General features: G+C 36.8%; 18 protein-coding genes, 1 pseudogene, 1 riboswitch and 1 other annotated feature. Of the genes and pseudogenes, 9 read left to right on the forward strand and 10 right to left on the reverse strand.

The genetic code is table 11. The features are described 5' to 3' along the window. Positions 1–44 precede the first annotated feature (44 nt). The gene (locus NSQ74_RS09870) at positions 45–1,175 is read left to right on the forward strand and encodes an acetylornithine transaminase (protein ID WP_340823026.1); all 1,131 of its coding nucleotides are present in this window, start codon (positions 45–47) and stop codon (positions 1,173–1,175) included. Between the two features lie 257 nt (positions 1,176–1,432). Here the strand turns inward: NSQ74_RS09870 and NSQ74_RS09875 are convergent, their stop codons facing one another. Together NSQ74_RS09875 and NSQ74_RS09880 are read right to left on the reverse strand one after the other, a co-directional pair. Continuing rightward, on the reverse strand, positions 1,433–2,314 hold the full coding sequence (locus tag NSQ74_RS09875) for an NAD-dependent epimerase/dehydratase family protein (protein ID WP_340823028.1): 882 nt from the start codon (positions 2,312–2,314) through the stop codon (positions 1,433–1,435). Positions 2,315–2,403: 89 nt separating this feature from the next. Then, positions 2,404–5,481 (reverse strand): transglycosylase domain-containing protein, encoded by a 3,078-nt coding sequence (locus NSQ74_RS09880; protein WP_340823029.1) that lies wholly within the window; start codon positions 5,479–5,481, stop codon positions 2,404–2,406. A gap of 102 nt (positions 5,482–5,583) precedes the next feature. After that, positions 5,584–5,786: a binding site (T-box leader), on the forward strand. 72 nt (positions 5,787–5,858) lie between these two features. On the opposite strand from NSQ74_RS09880, the gene tyrS reads away from it, so the two are divergent. Continuing rightward, positions 5,859–7,127, forward strand: coding sequence for a tyrosine--tRNA ligase (gene tyrS, locus NSQ74_RS09885; RefSeq protein ID WP_340823030.1), 1,269 nt, complete (start codon positions 5,859–5,861; stop codon positions 7,125–7,127). 73 nt (positions 7,128–7,200) lie between these two features. Here tyrS and NSQ74_RS09890 read toward each other — a convergent pair whose 3' ends face one another. Next, the gene (locus NSQ74_RS09890; protein WP_340823031.1) at positions 7,201–8,010 is read right to left on the reverse strand and encodes a cobalamin-binding protein; all 810 of its coding nucleotides are present in this window, start codon (positions 8,008–8,010) and stop codon (positions 7,201–7,203) included. Between the two features lie 121 nt (positions 8,011–8,131). Further along, positions 8,132–9,337, reverse strand: a complete 1,206-nt coding sequence (locus tag NSQ74_RS09895) for an iron-containing alcohol dehydrogenase (protein WP_340823033.1) — start codon at positions 9,335–9,337, stop codon at positions 8,132–8,134. A gap of 871 nt (positions 9,338–10,208) precedes the next feature. On the opposite strand from NSQ74_RS09895, the pseudogene NSQ74_RS23425 reads away from it, so the two are divergent. Together NSQ74_RS23425 and NSQ74_RS09905 are read left to right on the forward strand one after the other, a co-directional pair. Further along, positions 10,209–10,314, forward strand: a pseudogene (locus NSQ74_RS23425) (KGG domain-containing protein); the annotation flags it as partial. 274 nt (positions 10,315–10,588) lie between these two features. Next, entirely contained in the window at positions 10,589–11,146 is a 558-nt protein-coding gene (locus tag NSQ74_RS09905; RefSeq protein WP_340823034.1) for an integrase, read from the forward strand. Between the two features lie 249 nt (positions 11,147–11,395). Here the strand turns inward: NSQ74_RS09905 and rpsD are convergent, their stop codons facing one another. Beyond that, complete coding sequence (rpsD, locus tag NSQ74_RS09910; RefSeq protein ID WP_173477557.1) at positions 11,396–11,998, reverse strand: 30S ribosomal protein S4; 603 nt, start codon at positions 11,996–11,998, stop codon at positions 11,396–11,398. 467 nt (positions 11,999–12,465) lie between these two features. On the opposite strand from rpsD, the gene NSQ74_RS09915 reads away from it, so the two are divergent. Then, positions 12,466–14,349, forward strand: coding sequence for a sensor domain-containing diguanylate cyclase (locus NSQ74_RS09915; protein ID WP_340823036.1), 1,884 nt, complete (start codon positions 12,466–12,468; stop codon positions 14,347–14,349). An 84-nt stretch (positions 14,350–14,433) separates the two neighbouring features. Here NSQ74_RS09915 and NSQ74_RS09920 read toward each other — a convergent pair whose 3' ends face one another. After that, the gene (locus NSQ74_RS09920) at positions 14,434–14,913 is read right to left on the reverse strand and encodes a GAF domain-containing protein (protein ID WP_340823037.1); all 480 of its coding nucleotides are present in this window, start codon (positions 14,911–14,913) and stop codon (positions 14,434–14,436) included. 20 nt (positions 14,914–14,933) lie between these two features. Beyond that, the gene (hisJ, locus tag NSQ74_RS09925) at positions 14,934–15,731 is read right to left on the reverse strand and encodes a histidinol-phosphatase HisJ (RefSeq protein ID WP_340823038.1); all 798 of its coding nucleotides are present in this window, start codon (positions 15,729–15,731) and stop codon (positions 14,934–14,936) included. Between the two features lie 199 nt (positions 15,732–15,930). Here hisJ and ezrA point away from each other — a divergent pair, with 199 nt between their 5' ends. The 4 genes from ezrA (at position 15,931) to NSQ74_RS09945 (ending at position 20,704) form a co-directional block, all read left to right on the forward strand. Further along, positions 15,931–17,634: a septation ring formation regulator EzrA gene (gene ezrA / locus NSQ74_RS09930; RefSeq protein ID WP_340823040.1), complete on the forward strand. Its 1,704-nt coding sequence runs from the start codon at positions 15,931–15,933 to the stop codon at positions 17,632–17,634. 277 nt (positions 17,635–17,911) lie between these two features. Continuing rightward, positions 17,912–19,072 (forward strand): cysteine desulfurase family protein, encoded by a 1,161-nt coding sequence (locus NSQ74_RS09935; RefSeq protein WP_340823041.1) that lies wholly within the window; start codon positions 17,912–17,914, stop codon positions 19,070–19,072. Beyond that, positions 19,069–20,277 carry a tRNA uracil 4-sulfurtransferase ThiI gene (gene thiI, locus NSQ74_RS09940; RefSeq protein WP_340823042.1) on the forward strand — a complete coding sequence of 403 codons (1,209 nt, stop codon included), beginning with the start codon at positions 19,069–19,071 and terminating at the stop codon, positions 20,275–20,277. The genes NSQ74_RS09935 and thiI overlap by 4 nt, the downstream gene beginning before the upstream one ends. Positions 20,278–20,491: 214 nt before the next feature. Next, positions 20,492–20,704 (forward strand): alpha/beta-type small acid-soluble spore protein, encoded by a 213-nt coding sequence (locus NSQ74_RS09945; protein WP_173477551.1) that lies wholly within the window; start codon positions 20,492–20,494, stop codon positions 20,702–20,704. A gap of 114 nt (positions 20,705–20,818) precedes the next feature. Here the strand turns inward: NSQ74_RS09945 and thiE are convergent, their stop codons facing one another. Genes thiE through thiM form a run of 3 tightly spaced genes read right to left on the reverse strand, consistent with a single transcriptional unit; the run spans position 20,819 to position 23,020 of the window. After that, entirely contained in the window at positions 20,819–21,451 is a 633-nt protein-coding gene (gene thiE / locus NSQ74_RS09950; protein ID WP_340823044.1) for a thiamine phosphate synthase, read from the reverse strand. Next, positions 21,438–22,265, reverse strand: coding sequence for a bifunctional hydroxymethylpyrimidine kinase/phosphomethylpyrimidine kinase (gene thiD / locus NSQ74_RS09955; protein WP_340823047.1), 828 nt, complete (start codon positions 22,263–22,265; stop codon positions 21,438–21,440). Before thiD ends, thiE begins: the two co-directional genes overlap by 14 nt. Continuing rightward, entirely contained in the window at positions 22,265–23,020 is a 756-nt protein-coding gene (thiM, locus tag NSQ74_RS09960) for a hydroxyethylthiazole kinase (protein WP_340823049.1), read from the reverse strand. The genes thiD and thiM overlap by 1 nt, the downstream gene beginning before the upstream one ends. A 91-nt stretch (positions 23,021–23,111) precedes the next feature. Then, a riboswitch (TPP riboswitch) is annotated at positions 23,112–23,210 on the reverse strand. Between the last annotated feature and the right edge of the window lie 126 nt (positions 23,211–23,336).

The following is a 23,336-nucleotide window of genomic DNA, read 5'->3' on the forward strand; positions in this document are numbered from 1 at the left end:
GTGAAGGTGGTGTCCATTAAAAATGAAGTTCAGGAGCTGATAATATGAGCGCTTTATTTGGAAACTATGGCAAACGTCGTGCCCAAATCGTTAAAGGGCAAGGAACTGTTGTTCAAGATAGTGATGGCAAAAAGTATTTAGACTTCACAAGTGGTATTGCCGTTGTTAGTCTTGGGCATGCGCACCCTGCTATCGTAAAGGCTATTCAAGAACAAAGTGAAACGCTTTGGCATATGTCGAATTTATTTGATATACCTGGGCAAGAGAAGGTAGCCCAAAAATTAGTTGCTAATACACATTTTACGTATGCCTTTTTCTGTAATAGTGGTGCGGAAGCTAATGAAGCGGCAATTAAGCTCGCTCGTAAGCATACAGGGAAACATCATATTATTACATTTGAAAAATCATTTCATGGTCGAACGTTTGGAGCAATGTCAGCAACTGGTCAAGGCAAGGTACATAACGGGTTCGGACCACTTGTTGATAAATTTACAATACTCCCATTCAATGACGTAAAGGTCCTTGAAGCAACGATAGACGATTCAGTTGCAGCCATTATGCTGGAAATGATTCAAGGTGAGGGCGGTGTTAATAGTGTATCGCCTGAATTTGCAGCAGCAATTGCAAAAATTTGTGAGGATAAAGGCATTTTATTGATTGTTGATGAAGTGCAAACAGGTATCGGCAGAACAGGAACGCGTTATGCATATGAACAAACAGTCTTGAAGCCGAATATCGTGACATTAGCAAAAGGTTTAGGTGGAGGGTTCCCAGTAGGAGGAATGTTAGGGACAGCTGAATTATATGATACGTTTAGTCCGGGAACGCATGGTACTACTTTTGGTGGGAATCCTTTAGCAATGCGTGTTGCTGAAACTGTCCTCGCTAACGTTTTTGAGCCAAGTTTTTTAGAAAATGTGCAAGAATTATCATCCTATTTTGTGAAGCAACTCCAAGCCAATTTACCGACAGGCTATACAGTACAAGGTCAAGGTTTATTACTTGGGATTGGTTGTGGCGATACGGAAGTAGCACCTTTCATTACAGCAGCGGAGGACAAAGGTTTACTTCTTGTAGGAGCAGGCCCAAATGTTATTCGACTTTTACCACCGCTTACGGTGTCTAAAACAGAGATTGACGAAGCAGTAGAAATTTTAAAAACGATTTTACAGTAGGTAGAATAAAAGAGTGTTACTAGAACCTAAAAAGAGAAAAAGTGTTAGATTGACTGCAATCAATCTAACACTTTTTTGTTGCCATTGATGTCCACTACGGCGGTTGCTTTGCGCTCAGCGCACCGTAAGCTACAACTCTCGCTATTCTACGGAAATAACCTTTTTGCTGTTCTGAGCAGGAGTCACCGCCGCTTAGAACACCTTTGTTCTCTGGCATTTTTTCGTTATGTCCCAGCCTAGCGATACTAGGGTATAAGTTATTGCAGTTGTTTGACCAATTTGTTTACAAGGCTAGGAAGCCAAACGTTTAATTCACTAAATGTGAAGCCTGCTGCTTCTGCTTTTGCGTTTGACATATACCAATGATTTGGAACACCATAAGGCGATTGGGAATTTTCATCGCCGCCAATTAGCGAAACTTTTGCGAGTTTTCCTGTTTCCTTCTCAATTAATTCGAGTAACGCTTTCAATGAAATAGTACCAGATGCTGTCGCATTGTATGGCCCTTCAATTGGCGCAACGCCAGCAAAATATAAAAATGCTGCAGCTTCTTCATCCGAAATGAAACTCATTTTTGCATCAACATTCGGTAACGATATAGGTTGTTCATTTAAAATATGTTCTACGTGAAAATGTAAGCGACGCGTATAGTCGTGCTCACCAAGAACAATAGGGAAACGGACAGCGACAACAGGAAATGTTGCTTCTTTATAAAGGACAGCCTCTGCTTGACGTTTCCCTTCACCGTATGTGAAATCATTAATATCGCCCATACGAATCTCATATTCATATGGATTAAAATCAGCTTCTGTTTTTATTTTTCCATCTGCATCATATGTAGCTAGTGTTGAGGTGAATACTAGCTTTTTCGTCTTGTTCTTTAATATTTGCGCCATTTCATGTGCTTCATTTGGTGAATAACAAATATTATCGTAGACGACATCCCATGTTGTATCCGCTAATGCTTGTGTTAATGCTGGGACATCGTTGCGATCAACGGTAATTTGGTGAACTTGTTCTCCAAACGGGTTGCCACTTTGACCGCGAGTTAAAATTGTTACGTCATGTTTGTTTTGAAGGCAAAGTTCCACTAATTTTTTACCGAAAAAGCGCGTGCCACCTAAAACTAAAATTTTCATTTTACCTACCCCTTTGTTTAGTTATCCTCTTAATAATGACAAAAAAATAGGCTTACTACAATTGAAATTTCATTGTAGTAAGCCTTGTATTATTCGGTTGATGGATCCGTTGGGGGTGTCGTACCTCCGTTATTGCCGGAACCATTGCCGTTATTAGAGCCGTTTCCATTATTTTCGGAACCATTGCCATTGTTAGAGCCGTTCCCATTATTGCCGGAACCATTGCCATTATTAGAGCCGTTCCCATTATTACCAGAGCCATTACCACCATTACCATTACCAGAGCCATTGCCGCCATTAGAACCGTTCCCATTATTGCCGGAGCCATTGCCGTTGTTAGACCCATTTCCGTTATTCCCATTTGCCGGTGGTATTGGAACAGTAGGTGTAGTTGGTTTTTCTTCATCGTCATCTTCTTCTGGTTTTGTATCACTGCCACCTGTTGAAACAACATTTGATTGTGGTGAAGTTAAACCTGTAATATCAACAGCAACGACTACATAAGCTTGTCCGCTAGCAACTGTCATACTTTGAGTAGCTTCTAGTACCGAAGAAACAAGCGTGTTCCCACCATTCGTTACATTATAAATTCGATAGCCAACTACATCGTTAGACGAGCCACTCCAAGATAGTGTATTGCCATTAATTGAAGCATTTACAGCTGCAGGCGCACTACCATCTGCTGGGAAATCGACTGCTGATACAGATGAATTGGATAGTGATGAATTTTTAGGTAGTAGACTTGCTGGATTCCCACCAAGTTTACCTAACATCCGTTTTATAAAGGCTTGGTTAATACCAGCACCACTAGCTTTTACAAACTCTGCTGGTGTATTTGGATGTGCATTATACGTTTTACCTTGAATTGTTACGACGCTTGATGAAGCTAAGCTGTCATCAGGTTGTGACGGTAAAAATACTTTCGCGTTAAATAAATCTGAGCGTACAAGTCCGGCACTAGCACAAGCCGCAGAAGGTGCAAGACCAGAAATACCACAAAACGAAGCAGTTACAACATTTTTTGGTGCCTTAAAGTTTGTAGGAGCATCAATTAATTTAGGATCTACATCGTACATAGAGTTCATTAATGTACCCCAAAGCTTGTTAATACGTACACTTGGCTGTAAATACGTATTATTAAATGCATAAAGTGAGCGTTGTTTATCGTAGCCCATCCATACACCAAGTGAAACATTTGGATTATAGCCAACTAACCACACATCATTATAGTTTTGTGAAGTACCTGTTTTAGCTGCAAAATCAGAAGAGAATTTTAACGTATTATTTGCAACTGTCCCTGTTCCTTTTGATAATACATCTCGCAACATATCTGTCACGATATAAGACGTTTCAGGGCTGAATACTTGTACAGGTTCAGCTTCATGTTGATAAATAAGATTTCCGTCTTGGTCTTCTATTTTTTCAATCATATAGGCATCAATAAATTGACCACCGTTAGCAAAAGTTGCAAATGCATTTGTATTTTCTTCAACAGTTGTCCCTTTTTGTAAAGCTCCAATACCTGTTGCAAGGTTTGTGTAATCTTCAGGTTTTAATTCTGAGAAGTCCATTTTTGCTAAATATTCAGCAGGACGTCTATTTAAAATATCGTTATATAAACGCAGCGCTGATATATTTTGTGAGTCAGCTAAAGCTTCTCGCGCAGGTATAAGACCACGTTCATCATTTGTAAGATAGTTGCTCGGACTCCAAGAACCAATTGAGAATTTTACGTCAACTAATGGACTACCTGCACCTATAACGCCATATTCAATCGCTGGCGCATATACGAGTAATGGTTTCATTGTAGAACCATTAGAACGGTAAGCTTTCGTAGCGTGGTTTAATTGATTCGTTTTAAAGTCACGACCACCTAGGAAACTTAAAATTCGTCCTGTGCTATTTTCTATTAAAATACTACCAACTTGTACAGGCATTTGAACATCAATTTCCTCACCCGTCACAGGGTCCTTGTCTTTGCCTGTATATGTTTGACCATAGTATTTAAAGTTATCGGCCGCTTTTTGCATGGCATCGAACATATCCTTGTTGATAGTGGAATAAATACGATAGCCTTTCGAACGAACGTCACGGTCCGCTAAAATTGAATACTTTTCTAGTAATTTTTCTTCTGTTTTTAAACGTTCTGGATCAACGCCATCTTCACTAGCTAGCTTTTCAGCAATAATTTGTTTCGCACGTTCTTCTAGCTCATACGTTAACCATGGATAACGATCTTCTGGACGTGCTTCTGGTGCACGGAAGTCGGCTGTTATATCGTAATTAAGCGCATCTTTATATTGTGTCTCGTTAATGTAGCCAGCTTCTTTCATACGATAGAGCACCGTTTTCATACGATCGATGCCTAATTGTAAAGCTTCTTCACTTTTTAGCACACCTGTATTAGTAAATGGTGTGTAAGTATAAGGTGCCTGTGGAATACCTGCTATGTAAGCGGCTTGAGGAAGCGTTAAATCCTTTGCTTTTACATTAAATATACCTTCAGCAGCTGTTTCAATACCTGCAATATTGCGTCCAGTTGAATTTCGACCGTAAGGAATAATATTTAAATATGCCTCTAATATTTCTTCCTTTGTCATAAAGTGCTCTAAACGCATTGCCAATAGCAATTCTTTTGCTTTTCGTTCATAGGAAACTTCATTTGTTAACACTTGGTTTTTAATAAGTTGTTGTGTTAATGTAGAGCCACCTGTTTGCGTAGCAGAGTTAGTTACGTCCTGTAGTAGCCCTCGAATAACGGCTTTAGGAACAATCCCATTATGCTCGCGGAAATATTCATCCTCTGTTGCGAGTACTGCATTAATTAAGTCTGGTGCAACAGCGCTAAGAGATGTTTCACGACGTTCTAAATCAGTACGCAATTTCCCAATATAAATATTGTTGGCAAAATAAATTTCACTTGTTTCCTCATAGTTGAAAATAAGGTCCCTTAATTCTTCTTTAGAGCGCAATGGCTCTTCTTTTACAAGTGAGGCAAAATAGCCGGCGCCAACAGAACCAACAAATACTGTGCCTACCAATGCAAAGACTAAAAATAGTAAAAATAAGTTCCAGACTACGCTGCCTGAAATACGTAATGTCTTCATCCATTTTTGTTCGAGTAATTCATCGATCTTTGCATTGATTTTCTCAATCCAATCTTTCAAGGTATCGACCTCCTAAAATCTTGTTTATTATAGCATATAATGAATTGCCTCGAACATAGTTATTGACATTGAAAGAGAATCGTTTAGAATAATGCTTATAGTTTTCTAGTGATGAAGAGTTTGCAGTAGTGTCTATATTCCCTGTTTAGAGAGCCAGCGGTTGGTGAAAGCTGGTCATAATGTAGAGACGAATTACGTACTTGGAGCTTAGACGTGCGCGCCTGCGATAAAGGCGGTTGAATGAGAGGAAGATGGATGACATCTTCAAGCCGGGTGGTACCGCGTTAGTTATTAACGTCCCTGCATGCAATATTTTTGCGTGTAGGGACTTTTTTGTTTCTACACGCTAAAGAAAAACATTTTAGGAGGAAGAAACAATGACAAACGAATTATTACAAGATTTAGAATGGCGCGGTTTGCTGTACCAACAAACTGACGCTGAAGGGATGGAAAAACTTTTAGCAGAACAGTCTGTTTCTCTTTACTGTGGTGTAGATCCAACAGCTGACTCTATGCACATCGGTCATATCGTGCCTTTATTAACGCTTCGTCGCTTCCAAAAAGCAGGCCACCGTCCAATTTTACTTGTTGGTGGTGCAACAGGAATGATTGGGGATCCGTCTGGTCGCTCTGAAGAACGTCAACTTCAAACAGTGGAGCAAATTGACAAAAACGTGCAAGCTATTCGAGGCCAATTAGAACGCATTTTTGAATTTGCAGAGGATGGAAATGGAGCGCAACTTGTTAACAACCGTGACTGGATTGGAAATATTAGTACAATTGAATTTTTACGTGATTACGGGAAATTAATTAATGTTAATTACATGTTAGCAAAGGATACGATTGCTTCACGTCTTGATACAGGTATTTCATTTACAGAATTTGCTTACACATTAATTCAAGGTATTGATTACAATCATTTATACAACAACTACAACTGTCGCATTCAAGTGGGTGGTTCAGACCAATGGGGTAATATTACAACTGGTTTAGAAGTAATTCGTAAAACACATGAAGAAGAAACAAAAGCATTTGGTATTACGATTCCATTAGTAACAAAAGCAGATGGTACGAAATTCGGTAAAACTGCTGGTGGTGCAGTATGGTTAGATAGTAAGAAAACATCTCCGTACGAGTTCTACCAATTCTGGATTAACGCTGCTGATGCGGACGTTATTAAATATTTAAAAATCTTTACGTTCTTAACACGTGAAGAAATTGATGCGTTAGCTGCATCTGTCGAAGAAGAACCACATTTACGTAAGGCTCAAAAAGCTTTAGCGGAGGAAATGACACGCTTAATACATGGTCAGGAAGCATTAGATCAGGCTATTCGCATTACGGCTGCCCTATTCTCGGGCGATTTAAAAGCTCTGTCAGCTGAGGAAATGAAGGATGCATTTAAAGATGTTCCTTCTATTGAAATGGCGAAAGAAGCGAAAAACATCGTGGATTTACTTGTGGAAGCAGGGATTTCATCTTCAAAACGTCAAGCTCGTGAAGATGTAACAAATGGTGCAATTAGCGTGAACGGTGAAAAAATTACGGATTTAGAATATATCGTAGATGAAAAAGATCGTTTAGAAGATGCATTTAGCATTGTGCGCCGCGGTAAGAAAAAATACCATATGGTGAAATTCGGATAGATTGGGTGCCAGTCACTCACACAATTCTCACATAATTCAACATCCCCTCGTTATCGAGGGGATGTTTTCATTTTTAGCATTCTAAAAAGCTTGGCAGAGCTATATGCTGATAGCTTTGAGGGTGTAGAAGCTGAGCCAGTTTTAGTGCGCCCTCAACGAGACGAGGCGATGGACGACAGTACAACCATTCTTCCATTACGTGGACATGCTGTTTTTGAACTGCCTGAAGTTCGTTGGCATGTGGACGTTTCAATAAATGAGCTGGCTTAATGCGCGCAAAGGCAACACCGACCCATGCCATTAAAATATAATCAGGATTACGTCGTACAATTTCTTCCCAGTCTGTTTGGACATTTGCTAACTCGATATCGCGAAAAAGATTTTGTCCACCTGCAAGATTGCTAATTTCAGTTAACCAATTGACCTTTCCAGGCGTAAAAATAGGATTTGGCCACCATTCCCAATATAGTGTTGGTTTTTCTTGAATAGTTTGTGCAATCGTTTGAAGCTGTTCGATAAAGTGCAAATACTCCTCAGAAATCTTTTTAGCATGTTCCTCTACTCCACAAGCAACACCTAATGTTATGAGGTCCAGCGCAATTTCATTTAGCGAGTTGGCATTAAAGACGATGTGGGGAATGTTTCTTTCCTGTAATGCCTCTATATTTTTTTCCATGCCAGGTACACTTAACGAGGCAAGTACTAAGTCTGGCTTTAGTGCCTCTAGTGCATCCATATCAATCGATAAATCTTGGCCAAGCTTTGGCAATTCATGCACAGCTATAGGCCAATCTGAAAAATCATCAACACCTACAAGTTGATGGGTTAACCCTAGATAGGCAACAAGCTCAGTGTTGCTTGGGCAAATTGAGATTAATCGCATATGTTTCCCCCATATCTTTTTAAGAAAAGTATAGCTGTCACTAGACGCACATACAATAAGCGATTGCTTTTTGCTCAAAAAAAGACGTGCCTCATTGAGACACGCCATTTTTATTAATGTTTTAAGAAAGTGCAACAGCTTCAAGGGATTGTGCTGTTTTTACTACAGGTCCCATTGCTGCTGTAATGATTTGTTTAATGTCCTCTAATGTAGCTTTACGAGGATTTGTTGCAGCACAAACGTCTTGCATTGCATTTTTTGCTAAAATTTCGATATCCTCATCCTTAGCACCTAATTCACGGAAGCCACTAGGAATATTTAAGTCTTTAGACAGTTTTTCAATGGCAGTAATTGCTTTTTCAGCAGCGTCACGTTTGCTGATGCCTTCAATATTTTCTCCTAACAATTCAGCGATACGAGCAAAACGCTCTGTACGTGCTGTCAAGTTGAAGCGGCAAACGTGAGGCAGTAAAATCGCATTACATACGCCATGCGGTAAGTTATAGAAGCCGCCTAATTGGTGAGCGATAGCATGTACATAGCCAAGTGAAGCGTTATTGAACGCCATACCTGCTAAAAATTGTGCATACACCATTTGCTCACGTGCTTCTAAATCAGCACCATTTGCGTATGCACGTGGTAAAAACTCAGGTACTAGCTGAAGTACTTTTTCTCCACATGCATCAGTAATAGGTGTTGCGTCTGTCGATACAAAAGATTCGATGGCATGTGTTAATGCATCTAAACCAGTTGCAGCTGTTAGAGCTGGAGGTAAACCAATCATTAACTCTGGATCATTAATTGAAACTAGCGGTGTAACGTGCTTGTCAACAATCGCCATTTTAACTTTACGTTCAGTATCCGTGATGATTGTAAAACGTGTCATTTCACTCGCTGTACCAGCTGTTGTATTAATAGCGATTAATGGCACCAGTGGGTTTTCTGATTTGTCAACGCCTTCATAATCATGAATGCGTCCACCATTCGAAGCAATAAGTCCGATACCTTTTGCTGCATCATGTGCACTACCGCCTCCAAGAGATACGATTGAATCACAGTTTTCTGCATGATAGACAGCGATTCCATCTTCAACGTTTTGATCTGTTGGATTTGGTTCTGCTTTAGGGAAAATTGCAACATCAATTCCAGCTGCTGTTATGATGTTAGCAATTTGCTCTGAGAGACCTAATTTGTGTAAGCCCTCATCTGTTACGATCAATGTCTTCTTCACTTCTAAATCATTTAAACGTTTACCAACTTCTTGAATTGCTCCAGGTCCAAATAAGTTTGTTTTTGGCATTACAAATTGCTTTAGAACGTCTGACATATTTCCAACCCCTTTTAACAAATTATTATTGCTTGAATGATGGCTAACCACCTTCCGAAATCCATATTATTCTATTTTTTTTGAAAGTTCAAGACGGATTTTTATTAAAATTGTTAATTTTCTTCCTGTTATTATTTCACAAAAAAGTAACTGCAAAGATGATATTAAAGAAGTTAATAGGGAGTAAGATGGTTGATTTGAATACATTTTAAGAAATACTATCGTATAAAAGTAAAATATATTTTTTGGAAATTCGTTCTATTTATAAGGCTAGTTGAATAGTAAATAACTGATATACAGTTGTTAATATAATGATAGTGTTTATGTTGTTTGAGAAGTGGAGAATTGCTATTTTAATGTACAGAAAAATTTACAATTAATTTAAATGTTAATTTTGTCAATTTAAGACGAAAGGATTTTTCCTGAAAAGATAATAGCTCTTGGATTATTGAAGAGAGGAAAGTGTAATTGCATTTTTAATAAGTTGAAGTGGGGGAGAGTGCTTTATAGTAGTTATGCTAATGAGAGTAAGCAAGGAAGTTGCAACACACTTGTACGGCGGTTTATCTAACAATAGGCGCTAATTAGTATGAAGAAGAGAACTGTTCAAGAGTACTAGAACATAGAGGCTCTATAGAAACGTTAACTTTTTACAATTAAATACGATTAAATTCGATATCCATCTCTATTATGAAAACAATAGTTATTTTTATAAGTTTAAAGAAAATAATAGACTTTTTAAAAAATAATGTTTAGTCATGTATAGACTGGGAATATAAACAGTGAGCTAGTCAATAGCTTAAAAAATTATTTAGGAGGAATTATAATGGCTAACATGCAAAACAATCGCAACAGAAACAACAATGAAAACATGACTGTAGAAGAAGCGGGTCGTAAAGGCGGAGAAGCTACCTCCAAAAATCATGATCATGATTTTTATGAAGAAATAGGACGTAAAGGTGGAGAAGCACGCAGCAACCAGCGTAGTAGCAACTCCAATGAAAACCAAAATCAACGTAATAAAAATAACAATAACAACAACAATTAATTAATATGAAGTAAAAGGCTTAACCAAGCAAAGAGGCGTTTGTAGTTTATAACTACAAACGCCTTTTTAATGGAAAAATTCTCATTTTCTCTGATTTAACAGGATAAATATATTGAATTTCCCCTAAATGTAGTATATATTTAATCCGCTTGTAATAAATTATCATTAGCTTGTTTTCAGAGGAAATGAGGAAAGCGTTAATAATGACAACATTGCATAAAGAAAAAGAACTATATGATGTAATTAATTCCGTTATGCAAACTGTAGGGATAACGGTGGCGATAAAACAAGATCATTCTGGTATTAATATGAGTTATAACTTTATTGGGGATTATATAGGATTTGATGCGAACAGATTAATAGAAGCAAGAAATGAGCTAATGTTACAACTTCCACTTGAGGTTTATGTAAAAACCATTACTTTACATGAACTAGGTCATGCTATTGACCGTGAAGCGCTACAAGCATCACTTCCAAGAACAATTGAAATTTTTAAAATGAAAAAACAGCATGCAAAAAAAGAAATTTATCGAAATGAACGTCTTTTATCTATGATAATTGAAGAGCACGAAATGAATATTCAATTTGAGGAAACTGCATGGGATAATGCACGGACCCTTAATAATGCACTTCAGCTAATAGATAAAAACGACTTTGACTATATAAAGCAACATAGCCTAGCGACATATAATCATTTATATGAACAAGATTTACTTGCATACCATAACCTTGTAAGCCAGCCTGTTTTACAGTTGGCTTAGTGTAAACGATCGTCAGCACTCTAAATTGTTTGAGTGCCTGGCACCTAAAGTCACTCATTTGAAAATAATGAGTGACTTTCTTTTATATGTAGGGAAAATTAATACCCTAATTAAATATGTCTATATGAGATTGTTTTGAAATGCAAGCTGTTTATTTTAAATTTGTGAATATACACAAAAAACCCCGCAAACACTTGAATAAACAAGGTTGCGGGGTTTAAGAAACGAAAACAATCTAACGTTAAAAAATTAACGAGAGTAGTACTCTACGATGAATGCTTCGTTGATTTCAGCAGATAGTTCAGAACGTTCTGGAAGGCGAGTGAATGTACCTTCTTTTTTGTCTGCATCAAAAGTTAAGTAGTCAGGTACGAAGTTGTTTACTTCGATAGCTTCTGTTACTACAGCAAGGTTTTGAGATTTTTCACGAAGAGAAATCGTTTGACCTGGTTTAACGCTGAATGATGGAATATCAACGCGTTTGCCATCTACTAAGATATGACCGTGGTTTACTAATTGACGAGAACCACGACGAGTGCGAGCTAAACCTAAACGGTAAACTAAGTTGTCAAGGCGAGTTTCAAGAAGGATCATGAAGTTTTCACCGTGAACACCTTTCATTTTACCAGCGCGGTCAAATAGAGTACGGAATTGACGTTCAGTCATACCATACATATGACGAAGTTTTTGTTTTTCTTGAAGTTGTAAACCGTATTCTGATAATTTTTTACGTTGGTTCGGGCCGTGTTGACCTGGTGCGTAAGGGCGTTTTTCGATTTCTTTACCAGTACCGCTTAGTGAGATACCAAGACGACGTGATAATTTCCAAGATGGACCTGTATAACGAGACATATTGTTGTCTCCTCCTTTAAATTTGGTTTTTTTGTTGTAAAACAAAAACCAGTAGTACCCATTCTTATACGTATTTTATTTTCATGTATTTTCGCCTATGCAGCCTTTAGGTTACATAATACACCATCAATTTGTATCTGAGAGACTTTGAGAAGTAATACTCAGTAAAATTGAGGAATAAAATACAGTAATAAGCTCATACCACTGCTGCGTTTATTTTACACAATCTTCATTGTAACTGCTTATAGCGTAGACGTCAATTATTAGTATTGCTTTTTTCAAAAAGGTCTATAGTAGGAATTTCCTTGAAAGTCATTTTACACTACTACGAAATGGTTAATGATACGGTATTAAATGTAAATTGTAAAAGTAAGGCAGAATTAAATAGTCAAAATGACACAAATTATGTATAATACATTATAAGTTAATAGTAATTGATTTGTACGTTATATAGAAAAGGTGATTTCATGACAGACCATTTACAAACGCTGAAATATATAAAATCTGATGTTTTGAGCATTTGGGTGAGTTCGAATGGAGGACTAATTAGTTTTAATGAGTATTTTTATTCATTTAAACAGTGTCTAAAGAAGCACTTGAAAATTGAAAATGCGGCATTTCTTAGCTTTGAAGGTAATAGTTTAATACCTGTGGAAGAATTAGCTAATTTGACGATTGAAACAAAACTAAATGCTGTGTCATGGCTAATGATAGAAGCCAGCTTTTACCAACAGAAAGTGGTGAAGCTTCCTTATATATTAAAAGAAAAACCAGCCTATAATATGATGACAGATATGGTGCTTTTCCAGGCGGAGGGCAAAGATCCTATTGGTGTGTTGCTTGTAGAAGCCACTGATACTTGGACGGACTTTATGACTTCGGATTATGGTGAAGAGTGTGTAGAAACGCTTACGAAAGTTTTACAACTACTGATTGAAAACCTAGAAGTAAAATTGAATGAAGACCAATATAGAAAACTTTATAATATGACGGACTTATTTCATTCAACAATGGATATTGATTTGATTTTAGAAAACGTTTTAAAAAATATTCGAGATAATTTCCCGGAATTTAATGTGGAGCTTATTTTATCCAACGATCAAGATCGCCATACGACAATCGATATAAAGCTTTTTGATTACTTATCGGAAAGACCTGCTACAATTGAAGCCTTTGTATCAGGTGAGTTGACAACTGAACTAGCTGGAGACTTAAATTGTCGATTATTAAACGCTCCTATAAAAGGGAGACAAGCCATTTATGGGATTTTACAAGTTAATGCACCAACCACATACCTTTTTTCAGCAACTGAAAAAGATTTTGTGCGCATGCTCGCACAAGCATCTGGCAATGCACTAGAAAATGCCAAATTATATCATCAATCGCATCGCCTCGTAAGTGACTTACAACTTATCAATGAAACATCGCATCGATTAAATATGCGAATTGATATTAATGAAATGTTACTTTTCCTACAAAAACAATTAATGAAGTCTTTCCAACCAATGGAAGTTTGTTTCGCTTTTAAAGATAATGCTACCTATGTAGTGAAAGATGCTAGTACATCCTTATTTAAATCAGACGAAGGCAAGACTTATATAAATCATGTTGAACAACATTTTGAGCATACAAATGATCCACTGTTTATTGCCGATTTTAGCAGGTTAACCCCAAATCAAATAGAATATCGTTCAATTATGGCGATTCCTATCTTAATGGAGGAAAAAATTAATGGCTTTAGTATCGTATTACACAAAGAGCCGTATTTCTTTTCATTTGATAGTTTTAAGCTAATGCAATCGTTAATCCATCATTCTTCATTAGCGATAGCAAACTCTATTTTACGAAATCAGCTACAAGAAATGGTTGATCGAGATCATTTAACAAAATTATATGCACGTAGTTATTTAGACCAATTTGTAGAAAAATCACTGAAAACAGATCAATCAGGAATGTTCTTACTGATTGATATTGATAATTTTAAACGCATCAATGATACCTATGGTCATCAAATAGGTGATAAAATTCTCGTGCAGATTGCCGTGCAATTAGAGGAAACAATAGGTGCCAGTGGAATTTGTGCTCGCTGGGGTGGAGAGGAAATGTCGGTGTATGTGCCTAATGTTGATGAGCAAGAAGCTATCGAGCTAGCATCAACAATAGTAGAAGTAATTCCGAATGCAACAGATCCTCAAGTAACAATTTCAGCAGGTCTTATTACATGGGATCAATTCTATAGACCAGCCTTTCAATCTGTTTTCCTACATGCTGACACAGCTTTATATGAAGCGAAAAATAATGGGAAAAATAGATTCTGTATTCATGATCGAACGTTACAAACAAATGCATAAACTATGTTTTACAATAAATTTGCCCCGAAATGATATATTTATAATCCATTTCAGGGCATTTTTTAGTGGCTACTTGTGGGTCTTTTAAATATGAAGCAGCAATGTTTTTACAAAATGTTCTAAGCCGATTTGATCATCAGCAGAAAAGCGATTTTTGATAGGACTATCAATATCAAGCACGCCCATTACCTTGTCTTGTTGAATTAGAGGAATGACAATTTCAGATTGAGAGGCAGCATCGCATGCAATATGTCCTGGAAATGCGTGAACATCATCTACGACAAGCGTTTCTTTTGTTGACACAGCTGATCCGCAAACGCCACGCCCAACTGGAATTCTCACGCATGCAGGTAAGCCTTGGAATGGTCCTAATACTAGCTCTTCCTCTTGTAATATGTAAAAGCCAACCCAGTTAATGTCAGGGAGGAATTGATTAAGCAATGCAGACGCGTTGCTTAAATTAGCAATACGATCTGTTTCTCCAGTGAGTAGTGCATCTAATTGCTTTGCTAATGTATTGTATTGATCGACGATGGATCCTTCATAATTAATTTGTGTAAACATAATAGCACCTCGTTTAAAAGTTATATAATTGGAAATAAAGTTTTATAATGCTGATGTAGATCAACAGCGGTATGCGCATCAGAACCGAAAACGACAGGTAATCCGATCGTTTTACTATAATCGATAAAGGCAAATGGTGGATATGGCTCTTGACAGTATGTTTTACTTAAACCAGCACTATTTAAATCTAACTCATATCCTTTTTGCTGCATAGTAGTTAATACTTCCTGAATGCGGACAGTATCATCAATTTTCGTATTATGGGCTAGTTGAAACTTATGAACAAGTGTTGGATGTCCGATGCGCTTCGGTTTGTATTGACCTAAATCTGCATCTATAGATTGTAGGACAGTATCATAATATAAGTGATAAACTTGTTCAATAGAACCTACCTTTTTAGCAAAAGCTATAAAACTATCAGCAGAAAAATCAATACATTCATATGTGTTTTCCCATTGTAAAAAATGCACTGATAAAATAGAGTCATCTAAAAAATGCCCATATGTATCAAGGAATTTACGCGTTTCTTGCTCAAAGCCTTGAATATAGTCTATCTCTAAACCAATACGAATGCGAATATCTTGTGCGTACTGCTTTTGGAGCTGCTGTAAGTCCTCGAAATACGGCATTAAAAAATCTGGTTGCATTCCACTATCCTGTTCGGGTGTTGGGTCGCTAAAATTAGAAGGCAATGGTGCATGTTCTGTAAATGTAATATCCGTAAAGTTTTCAGCAATAGCTTTTTCAATATATTGTGTAAATGAATCAGATGTCCCATGTGGGCAATAGGGGCTATGGATATGGCCGTCTCTTTTCATACATATTACACTCCTTTATCTAGTAAAATGATAATTACATATTTAAGCTCTATGTTCAATGACATAGGCGGAACTGTCAATATGTAGGTCGTGAATACACTTTTCTGAAAATCACTCAAATTTTAGTACAAAAGGCGAAAACATAGTATATAATGTATACAACTAGCCAATTCGTTTATTGTAGAATAGGAGGCTTACGATGGAGTATATCATCATTCCAATTATCCTACTATTAATTTTAGCCATAGTAGGATTAATGATGCGAAGAAAACATACAACAATCATTTCACAACTTGAAAATGAAAAATTACAAATACAAAACAATCCCATAAATGAGGAAATTTCCAAAGTTAAATCTTTAAACATGAATGGTGAAACAGAGGAAATGTTTGAACGGTGGCGTAATAGTTGGGATGAAGTCATCGATGTACATATGACAAAAATTGATTCGCTTCTATTCGACGCTGAAGATCAAATCAATCGTCTTCGTTTTAAAAAAGCAACGTTGATAGAACGTGAAATAGAAGATTATATTCTTAAGTGTGAAAAAGATAAAGATAAAATCTTAGAAGAACTTAATGAATTAATTGGCAGCGAAGAAAAAAACCGTATTGAAATTGAACAGCTTAAAGAATATTATCGATCAGCACGTAAAACATTGCTTGCGCATCAACACTCATTTGGTGTGGCTTTACCAGCACTTGAACAAAAATTAGAAGTGTTTATTCAAAAATTTGAGGAATTTGATGTACTCACAAGCGAAGGGAATTATTTGCAGGCGCGTGAAATTGTCATTAGCTTGAATCAAGAATCACAGCAGACATTTGAATACATTAATGATGTTCCAACTATTTTGACGGAACTACAAGTAAAGTTACCAGGTGCGGTTCAAGAATTGCGCAATGGTCAGCGTGAAATGGAAGAACAATCATACTACTTGCATCATTTAGAGCTAACAGACGCGTTGGACAAACTGGAAGTTGAATTTGCTACGTTAAAAGGTGAACTTGCGGAGCTGAATTTAACAGCTGTTAAACCTCGTGTTGCTGAAATAAATGAAGAAATTGACCGTTTCTATGATTTACTTGAAAAAGAAGTAATTGCTAAAAATTATGTAGACCAAAATTGTGAGCGATTGTTAGGATCCATTACTAACGTTATTAGCTCTACTCGATTAGTTAGTGATGAAGCAACATTTGTTCAGCAAAGTTACCATTTGAATGAAAAAGATGCTGAAATTCCAAAAGCTGCTTTAAAACAATTAGAAGCACTTCAACGCCGCTATGATTTATTGGCAATGCGTGTTTCAGAGGAAAAATCGGCTTATTCAAGTCTACAAGAGGAATTAATTGAAATTAGCGAAGAGCTAGAGCGTATCCACGAAGAGCAAGGGCATTTATCGAATACAATGAAAAAGCTTCGCATTGATGAAAATAAAGCTCGTACACAAGTGGAAAACTTGAAAAAAACACTACAAGAAACAGATCGCCTGTTAAATAAGGCAAATATTCCTGGTATTCCAGAAGAGATGGATGCTCGTTTAGATGAGGCTGCTGAGCATATTTATATTGTCATGCAAAGTCTACAAGAAGTTCCACTCAACATGGGAACAATCCATAATAACTTGAATGCAGCGACTCTTTGTGTTGAGGATGTGCATTCGAAGGCACATGAATTGATTGAGAATGTCATGCTTATCGAACGTATCATTCAATATGGCAATCGTCACCGTGCAACGAATCCAAAATTAAATGCTCGTTTAAAAGAAGCGGAACAAGCATTCCATCAATACCGTTATGCGAAAGCTTTAGAAGAAGCTGGGACTGCAGTAGAGGAAATGGAGCCAGGTGCATTAAAGCGTATAGAAGCAATAGTTGCAGAAGAGACGCTAACAAAGTCTTAAGTACTTCGAAGTGAATAAAAGAAAATAAACTAAAGAAACAGCTACCTAAAAAGTGACGTAATGAACTTTTTAGGTAGCTATTTTATTTATTGCTACTAACGTTAGCAATGGTCAAAAAAAGTAAATTTATTCGTGCTATTCTATGGTCAAAATAAATTATATAGGTCATCAAAAAGGGATGATAAATGACTAAATCAGAATAATTAGTAGTCAATCGCCACAGATTGCGTTATGATAAATACCGTTAAATCAACGTTTTGAAAGTGTGTGAAAAATAATGAAAGTTAATACAATTTATCTTGATAATAGTGCTACAACAAAGCCTTATAAAGAAGTAATGCAGACGTTTATGGCAGTGAATGAACAGTATTATGCGAACCCTGCATCGATTCATGCCATGGGTGTAGAATCAAATGAATTATTAATGCGTGCGCGTGAGCAAGTAGCAGATATTTTGAAGACTGAAGCAAAAAATGTGCTATTTACTTCAGGTGGTACCGAATCAAATAACACAGCAATTATTGGTTTAGCACGTGGCAACACACATAAGGGTAAACATATTTTAACTACGGAAATAGAGCATCCTTCTGTGTTAGAATCAGTCAAACAGCTTGAAAAAGAAGGCTTTGAAATAGAGTATTTACATGTAAATGCACAAGGTGTAATTTCATTAGACGAGCTAAAGGCAAAAATACGCAAAGATACGATTTTAGTTAGTATGATGCATGTAAATAATGAAATGGGTGCTATTCAACCTGTTTTTGAAGCTGCTACAATCGTCCATGCAGAAAGTCGAGCGGCATTCCATATCGATGCAGTGCAAAGCTTTGGAAAATTACCTTTAGCATTTAACGGTGAGGAAGGTCCTGATTGTATTACAATCTCTGGACATAAAATTCATGGATTTAAAGGCTCAGGTGTCTTAGCATTCCGAAAAAAAATGCAATGGCAGCCATATGCTTTAGGCGGTGGACAGGAATTTGGTTTACGTAGTGGCACAGTTGCTGTTCCGCAAGCAGTAGCACTGTCGAAAGCAGCTCGTATTGCAGTAGAAACAATGAATGAACGCGCGGAAAAATACCGTAAATGGCAGCAGCAAATCCGTGCTGAGCTAGAGCAATTTGGTGACGTTGTCCATATTTTATCTACCCCAGAAAGTGCAGCTCATATTTTATCATTTAGTGTTCGTGATTTAAAAGGTGAGGTAATTATTAATGCCTTACAAAAATATGGTGTCATTGTTTCTACATCAAGTGCTTGTTCGTCAAAGCAAACAAAAACGAGCCATGTTGTAGAAGCATTAAATATTGATGAACATTTTAAAAAAGGTGTGATTCGTGTGAGTTTTGGCGCACATGTAACATCTGAAGACATAGCACAATTTATACTAGCTATCAAAAAAGTATTGATGGAACTAAAAGGAGAACTTTTATTATGATTTGGAAAGAAATATTAATTCGTTATGGCGAACTATCGACAAAAGGACGCAACAAAATGGATTTTATCCGTCGTTTACGTGAGAATATTCGCTATGCGTTTGCAGATTTAGGGCATTTACACATTCGTACAGAACGTGATCGTATGTTTATCGCCATTCAAGATGAGGCACAAATGAATGTTTTAGTAGAAGGATTACCGAAAATTTTTGGGATTCAATCATTTAGTCCTGTTGCTGCTTGTGACAAAGATATGGATGCCATGAAACAGCTTGCAATTACGATTATGGATACATTTAAACATGAACAATTAACTTTTAAAGTTGAAGTTAAACGTACAGATAAAACATTCCCATTAGATTCTCACGGTATTCAGCGTGAAATTGGCGCTCATGTTTTACCTCAATATCAAAATTTATCTGTAAAAGTGAAACATCCAGATGTAGAGCTACGCGTGGAAGTGCGCCACGATTCAACTTATATGATGGCGCAAGTTATTCCTGGCGCAGGTGGTATGCCTGTTGGTTCTAACGGAAAATCATTATTAATGCTTTCAGGTGGGATTGATAGTCCTGTTGCAGGCTACTTAATGATGAAACGTGGTGTGCGTTTAGAGGCAATTCATTTCTTTAGCCCACCATATACAAGTCAAAATTCATTAGAAAAAGTAAAAGTGTTAGCAAATGAGCTAACAAAATTCGGCGCAAGTATTCGATTACATGTTATTCCGTTTACAGAAATCCAAGTGCTTATTAAAGAAAAAGTGCCATCTAATGTGTCTATGACTACAACACGTCGTATGATGTTAAAAGTTGCAGATAAAGTACGTGAAGAAATTAACGCACTTGCCATAGTAACAGGTGAAAGTCTTGGACAAGTAGCAAGTCAGACGCTTGAAAGTTTGACTGCTATTAACGCTGTAACGAATACACCGATTTTACGTCCGCTTATATCGAATGATAAATTAGACATTATTGAAATTGCGGAGAAAATCGGCACATATGAAACGTCGATACAGCCATTTGAAGATTGCTGTACAATTTTCACACCTGCTAGTCCGAAAACGAAACCAAAGCTTGAAAAAGTAGAGCATTATGAAAGCTTTTCTGATTTCGATGACCTAATTGAACGTGCTGTGACCAACCGTGAAGTTTACATTTTCCCGAAAAAAGAGCAGCCAACAGATAAATTTGCAGATCTTTTATAAAAAAATTACGGGCGTAACAAATAAATTTATCGTTGTTTTGCATTTATTTAAAAACGCCATTTAATAAGAAGGAAACCGTCTCAAAATCGTATTTGGGACGGTTCTTTTTTTAATTTTCTAGTCAATTTCCTTTAGAGTTACATTTTACCTTTATTTTTTTTGTATTAAAAAACAAATATCGCACATTCTATAATCACAAGGAGGTGAGACAGACATGACAAACAACAATGGTAGTTCAAACAAGCTTGCAGTACCTGGTGTACAACAAGCACTTGATCAAATGAAATACGAAATTGCACAAGAATTTGGTGTTCAATTAGGAGCTGATGCTTCAGCTCGTGCTAACGGTTCCGTTGGTGGTGAAATCACTAAACGTCTTGTACAAATGGCAGAATCTCAATTAAAAGGTATGCCAAAAAACCAATAATTGCAGAATAAGCAATTATAAACTTAAAACCAGTGACCGTAAAAGGCACTGGTTTTAGTTTGTTTAAATTTAGTTTTTTTATGCCAGACGATTACATGCATACATATAACAAAGCTATAAATACAATGATTTGAAAGTTGAAGCGCTTTTTTGAATGTCATTACTTTCGCAAATAGCGGAAATAACAGCGACACCATCTGCACCTGCTTTAATAACAGCAGATGCATTCAGGCAGTCAATACCACCAATTGCGACTATCGGCAACAGCGGATAAATGCTATGTGCTTGATGTAAAAATTCTGTTCCACAAGGTGGTTTGGCATCGTTTTTAGATGTGGTTGCATAAATAGGACCAATACCTATATAATCTGCTCCATATTTTAAAGCAACTTGCAATTCAGAAGCTGTATGGACAGAAACACCAAGGATCATTTGTCCAATTTTTTGTCGTACTAGTGAGACGGGATAATCATCTTGACCTATGTGAATACCATCTGCATTAAGCTTAAGGGCAAGGTCGATATCATCATTGACGATAAAGGGAACGTTATATTTCCTGCATAGATTTTGGCATTGACGTGCAAAATGCTCGTAGTGCTCATTCGTCAATGCATGTTGTCCTTTTTCACGAAATTGAAACATCGTAATACCTGCTTGCAATGCTGCCTCAAGTATTTCTAAAGGTTGTCTATTTTTCACATTCGCTGTGCCCATTATAAAATAAAGCTGTAAGTCACTCCTTTTCATGTATGGTCACCTCGCAAGTATCATGAAATTTTTTGTAAGCAAAATGATTCGTTGGTCCATTGCCATTTCCAATCGATAAATCATGGCTAATAGCTAATTGAATAAATTTTTTCGCTTCAATAATTGCTTGTTTTAAAGGTATTTTTTGACCAATAAAAGCGGTTAATGCAGCAGAAAATGTACATCCCGTTCCATGCGTGTTTTTCGTTGCAATTCGAGTAGATTGCATTGAAAATGATTCGCCATCTTCAAAAAATACATAATCTGTTGCAAAATGATCGTCATGTAAATGTCCGCCTTTGATAATGACACATTGAACACCTAATTTTAATAATGATTGAGCAGCTTGCTGAATGTCTGATAAATTGTTTATTTTTCTAGCAGTAAGTGTCTCTGCTTCTGGAATATTAGGCGTTACGATTGTAGCAAGAGGTAATAAATCTTTTTTTAATGCCTCAACTGCTTCTTGTTGTAATAAGTTTTCGCCACCTTTGGCAATCATTACAGGATCAACGATAAGCGGAATATTTAAATTAGACAGAGCTCGTGCAATTGTATGAATAATATCTGAAGAAAAAAGCATTCCTGTTTTTATTGCACTAATTGAAAAATCATCCAGTAGTGAATGAAGTTGTTTATTTACAAAAGCTTGTTCAATTGGAAGTACACCGTTCACTCCTAATGTGTTTTGTGCTGTTAAAGCAGTTATAACGGATGTCCCGAATACTTCTAATTCCTGAAATGTTTTTAAATCAGCTTGGATACCAGCTCCACCACCGCTATCTGAGCCAGCTATTGTTGTTACAATATGCATTATTTTTCACCGTCCTTCGATAAACGGTGTAATTCATTTAAGACCGAAACTGCAAAATCACCGTTATATGGCGCGGATGAAGCGGCATGTTCAGCAACTTTTTTATAGCACGTTAATGTATTGCACAACTGAGAAAATGGCTCATTACCTGCAATATAAGCTGCACAGCAAATGGCACTTAACAAACAACCAGTTCCTGTAACTTCTGTCATTCGAGCATGTCCACCAATAATCCATTGGGAGTGCTCTCCGTCAGTTATAAAATCTTTTTCACCAGTTACAATAACAATACAATTATATTTTTTAGAAATTTCTTTTGCTTTATCTTCAACAGAAATTGAACCGCTACCACTATCTACTCCTTTTTGTTGCCAATGAACATTAGCAATAGCGGCAAGCTCACCGATATTACAACGAATAACAGCAAAATGAACGGCTTCTAATAATTGCTGTATCGCTTGTTTACGTAAATTTGTTGCTCCAACACCAACTGGGTCCAAAATAATCGGTACACCTAGCGCATTTGCCTTTTTTCCAGCAAGTAACATCGATTCTTTTGTACGGGTAGTAAGCGTGCCAATATTAATCAATAAGGCTGATGCAATCGATACCATCTCCTCAACTTCCAGAGATTCATCTGCCATTACAGGCGAAGCACCAATTGCTAATAAGCCGTTTGCTTGAAAATTTGCCACAACATAATTTGTAATACAATGAATGAGTGGTTGTTTTTTACGAATAGTTTGAAAAATCATCGTAGTCCTCCTTTTTTTGGACGGACGTAAGCATGCAAAAAAGCTCTTTTTTTCGTGCGAAATATACACGTAAAAAGAGCCTATCATCAATAATAAGATGTGTGTTGCTCCCTACGTCAGTATTAACTAACAGGTTCAAAGGGTCAGGTTTTACCTTCTCAACTCGTTATGAGTCCCCCCGCAATCATGAAGTTTTTAGTTGTCCAAAATGTAACATACCTATCCACAGTATTCAATAGCATTTTATCATTATCTGGAAAGCAGTGACTGATGCCATATAATAAACCATGATAATTGTCATGACTTTCTTAAAATA

It is taken from the genome of Lysinibacillus sp. FSL W8-0992 (assembly GCF_038008685.1).
In the GTDB taxonomy this organism is placed as follows: Bacteria; Bacillota; Bacilli; order Bacillales_A; family Planococcaceae; genus Lysinibacillus.

What these genes read in the sequence shown, in the direction of transcription:
- thiI (WP_340823042.1), top strand. Translation starts at nt 19,069, where the DNA reads ATGATTTGGAAAGAAATATTAATTCGTTATGGCGAACTATCGACAAAA.
- thiE (WP_340823044.1), bottom strand. Translation starts at nt 21,451, where the DNA reads ATGAAAAGGAGTGACTTACAGCTTTATTTTATAATGGGCACAGCGAAT.
- NSQ74_RS09890 (WP_340823031.1), bottom strand. Translation starts at nt 8,010, where the DNA reads ATGCGATTAATCTCAATTTGCCCAAGCAACACTGAGCTTGTTGCCTAT.
- NSQ74_RS09920 (WP_340823037.1), bottom strand. Translation starts at nt 14,913, where the DNA reads ATGTTTACACAAATTAATTATGAAGGATCCATCGTCGATCAATACAAT.
- rpsD (WP_173477557.1), bottom strand. Translation starts at nt 11,998, where the DNA reads ATGTCTCGTTATACAGGTCCATCTTGGAAATTATCACGTCGTCTTGGT.
- tyrS (WP_340823030.1), top strand. Translation starts at nt 5,859, where the DNA reads ATGACAAACGAATTATTACAAGATTTAGAATGGCGCGGTTTGCTGTAC.
- hisJ (WP_340823038.1), bottom strand. Translation starts at nt 15,731, where the DNA reads ATGAAAAGAGACGGCCATATCCATAGCCCCTATTGCCCACATGGGACA.
- NSQ74_RS09945 (WP_173477551.1), top strand. Translation starts at nt 20,492, where the DNA reads ATGACAAACAACAATGGTAGTTCAAACAAGCTTGCAGTACCTGGTGTA.
- NSQ74_RS09935 (WP_340823041.1), top strand. Translation starts at nt 17,912, where the DNA reads ATGAAAGTTAATACAATTTATCTTGATAATAGTGCTACAACAAAGCCT.
- NSQ74_RS09895 (WP_340823033.1), bottom strand. Translation starts at nt 9,337, where the DNA reads ATGTCAGACGTTCTAAAGCAATTTGTAATGCCAAAAACAAACTTATTT.
- thiM (WP_340823049.1), bottom strand. Translation starts at nt 23,020, where the DNA reads ATGATTTTTCAAACTATTCGTAAAAAACAACCACTCATTCATTGTATT.
- NSQ74_RS09870 (WP_340823026.1), top strand. Translation starts at nt 45, where the DNA reads ATGAGCGCTTTATTTGGAAACTATGGCAAACGTCGTGCCCAAATCGTT.
- NSQ74_RS09875 (WP_340823028.1), bottom strand. Translation starts at nt 2,314, where the DNA reads ATGAAAATTTTAGTTTTAGGTGGCACGCGCTTTTTCGGTAAAAAATTA.
- ezrA (WP_340823040.1), top strand. Translation starts at nt 15,931, where the DNA reads ATGGAGTATATCATCATTCCAATTATCCTACTATTAATTTTAGCCATA.
- NSQ74_RS09915 (WP_340823036.1), top strand. Translation starts at nt 12,466, where the DNA reads ATGACAGACCATTTACAAACGCTGAAATATATAAAATCTGATGTTTTG.
- thiD (WP_340823047.1), bottom strand. Translation starts at nt 22,265, where the DNA reads ATGCATATTGTAACAACAATAGCTGGCTCAGATAGCGGTGGTGGAGCT.
- NSQ74_RS09905 (WP_340823034.1), top strand. Translation starts at nt 10,589, where the DNA reads ATGACAACATTGCATAAAGAAAAAGAACTATATGATGTAATTAATTCC.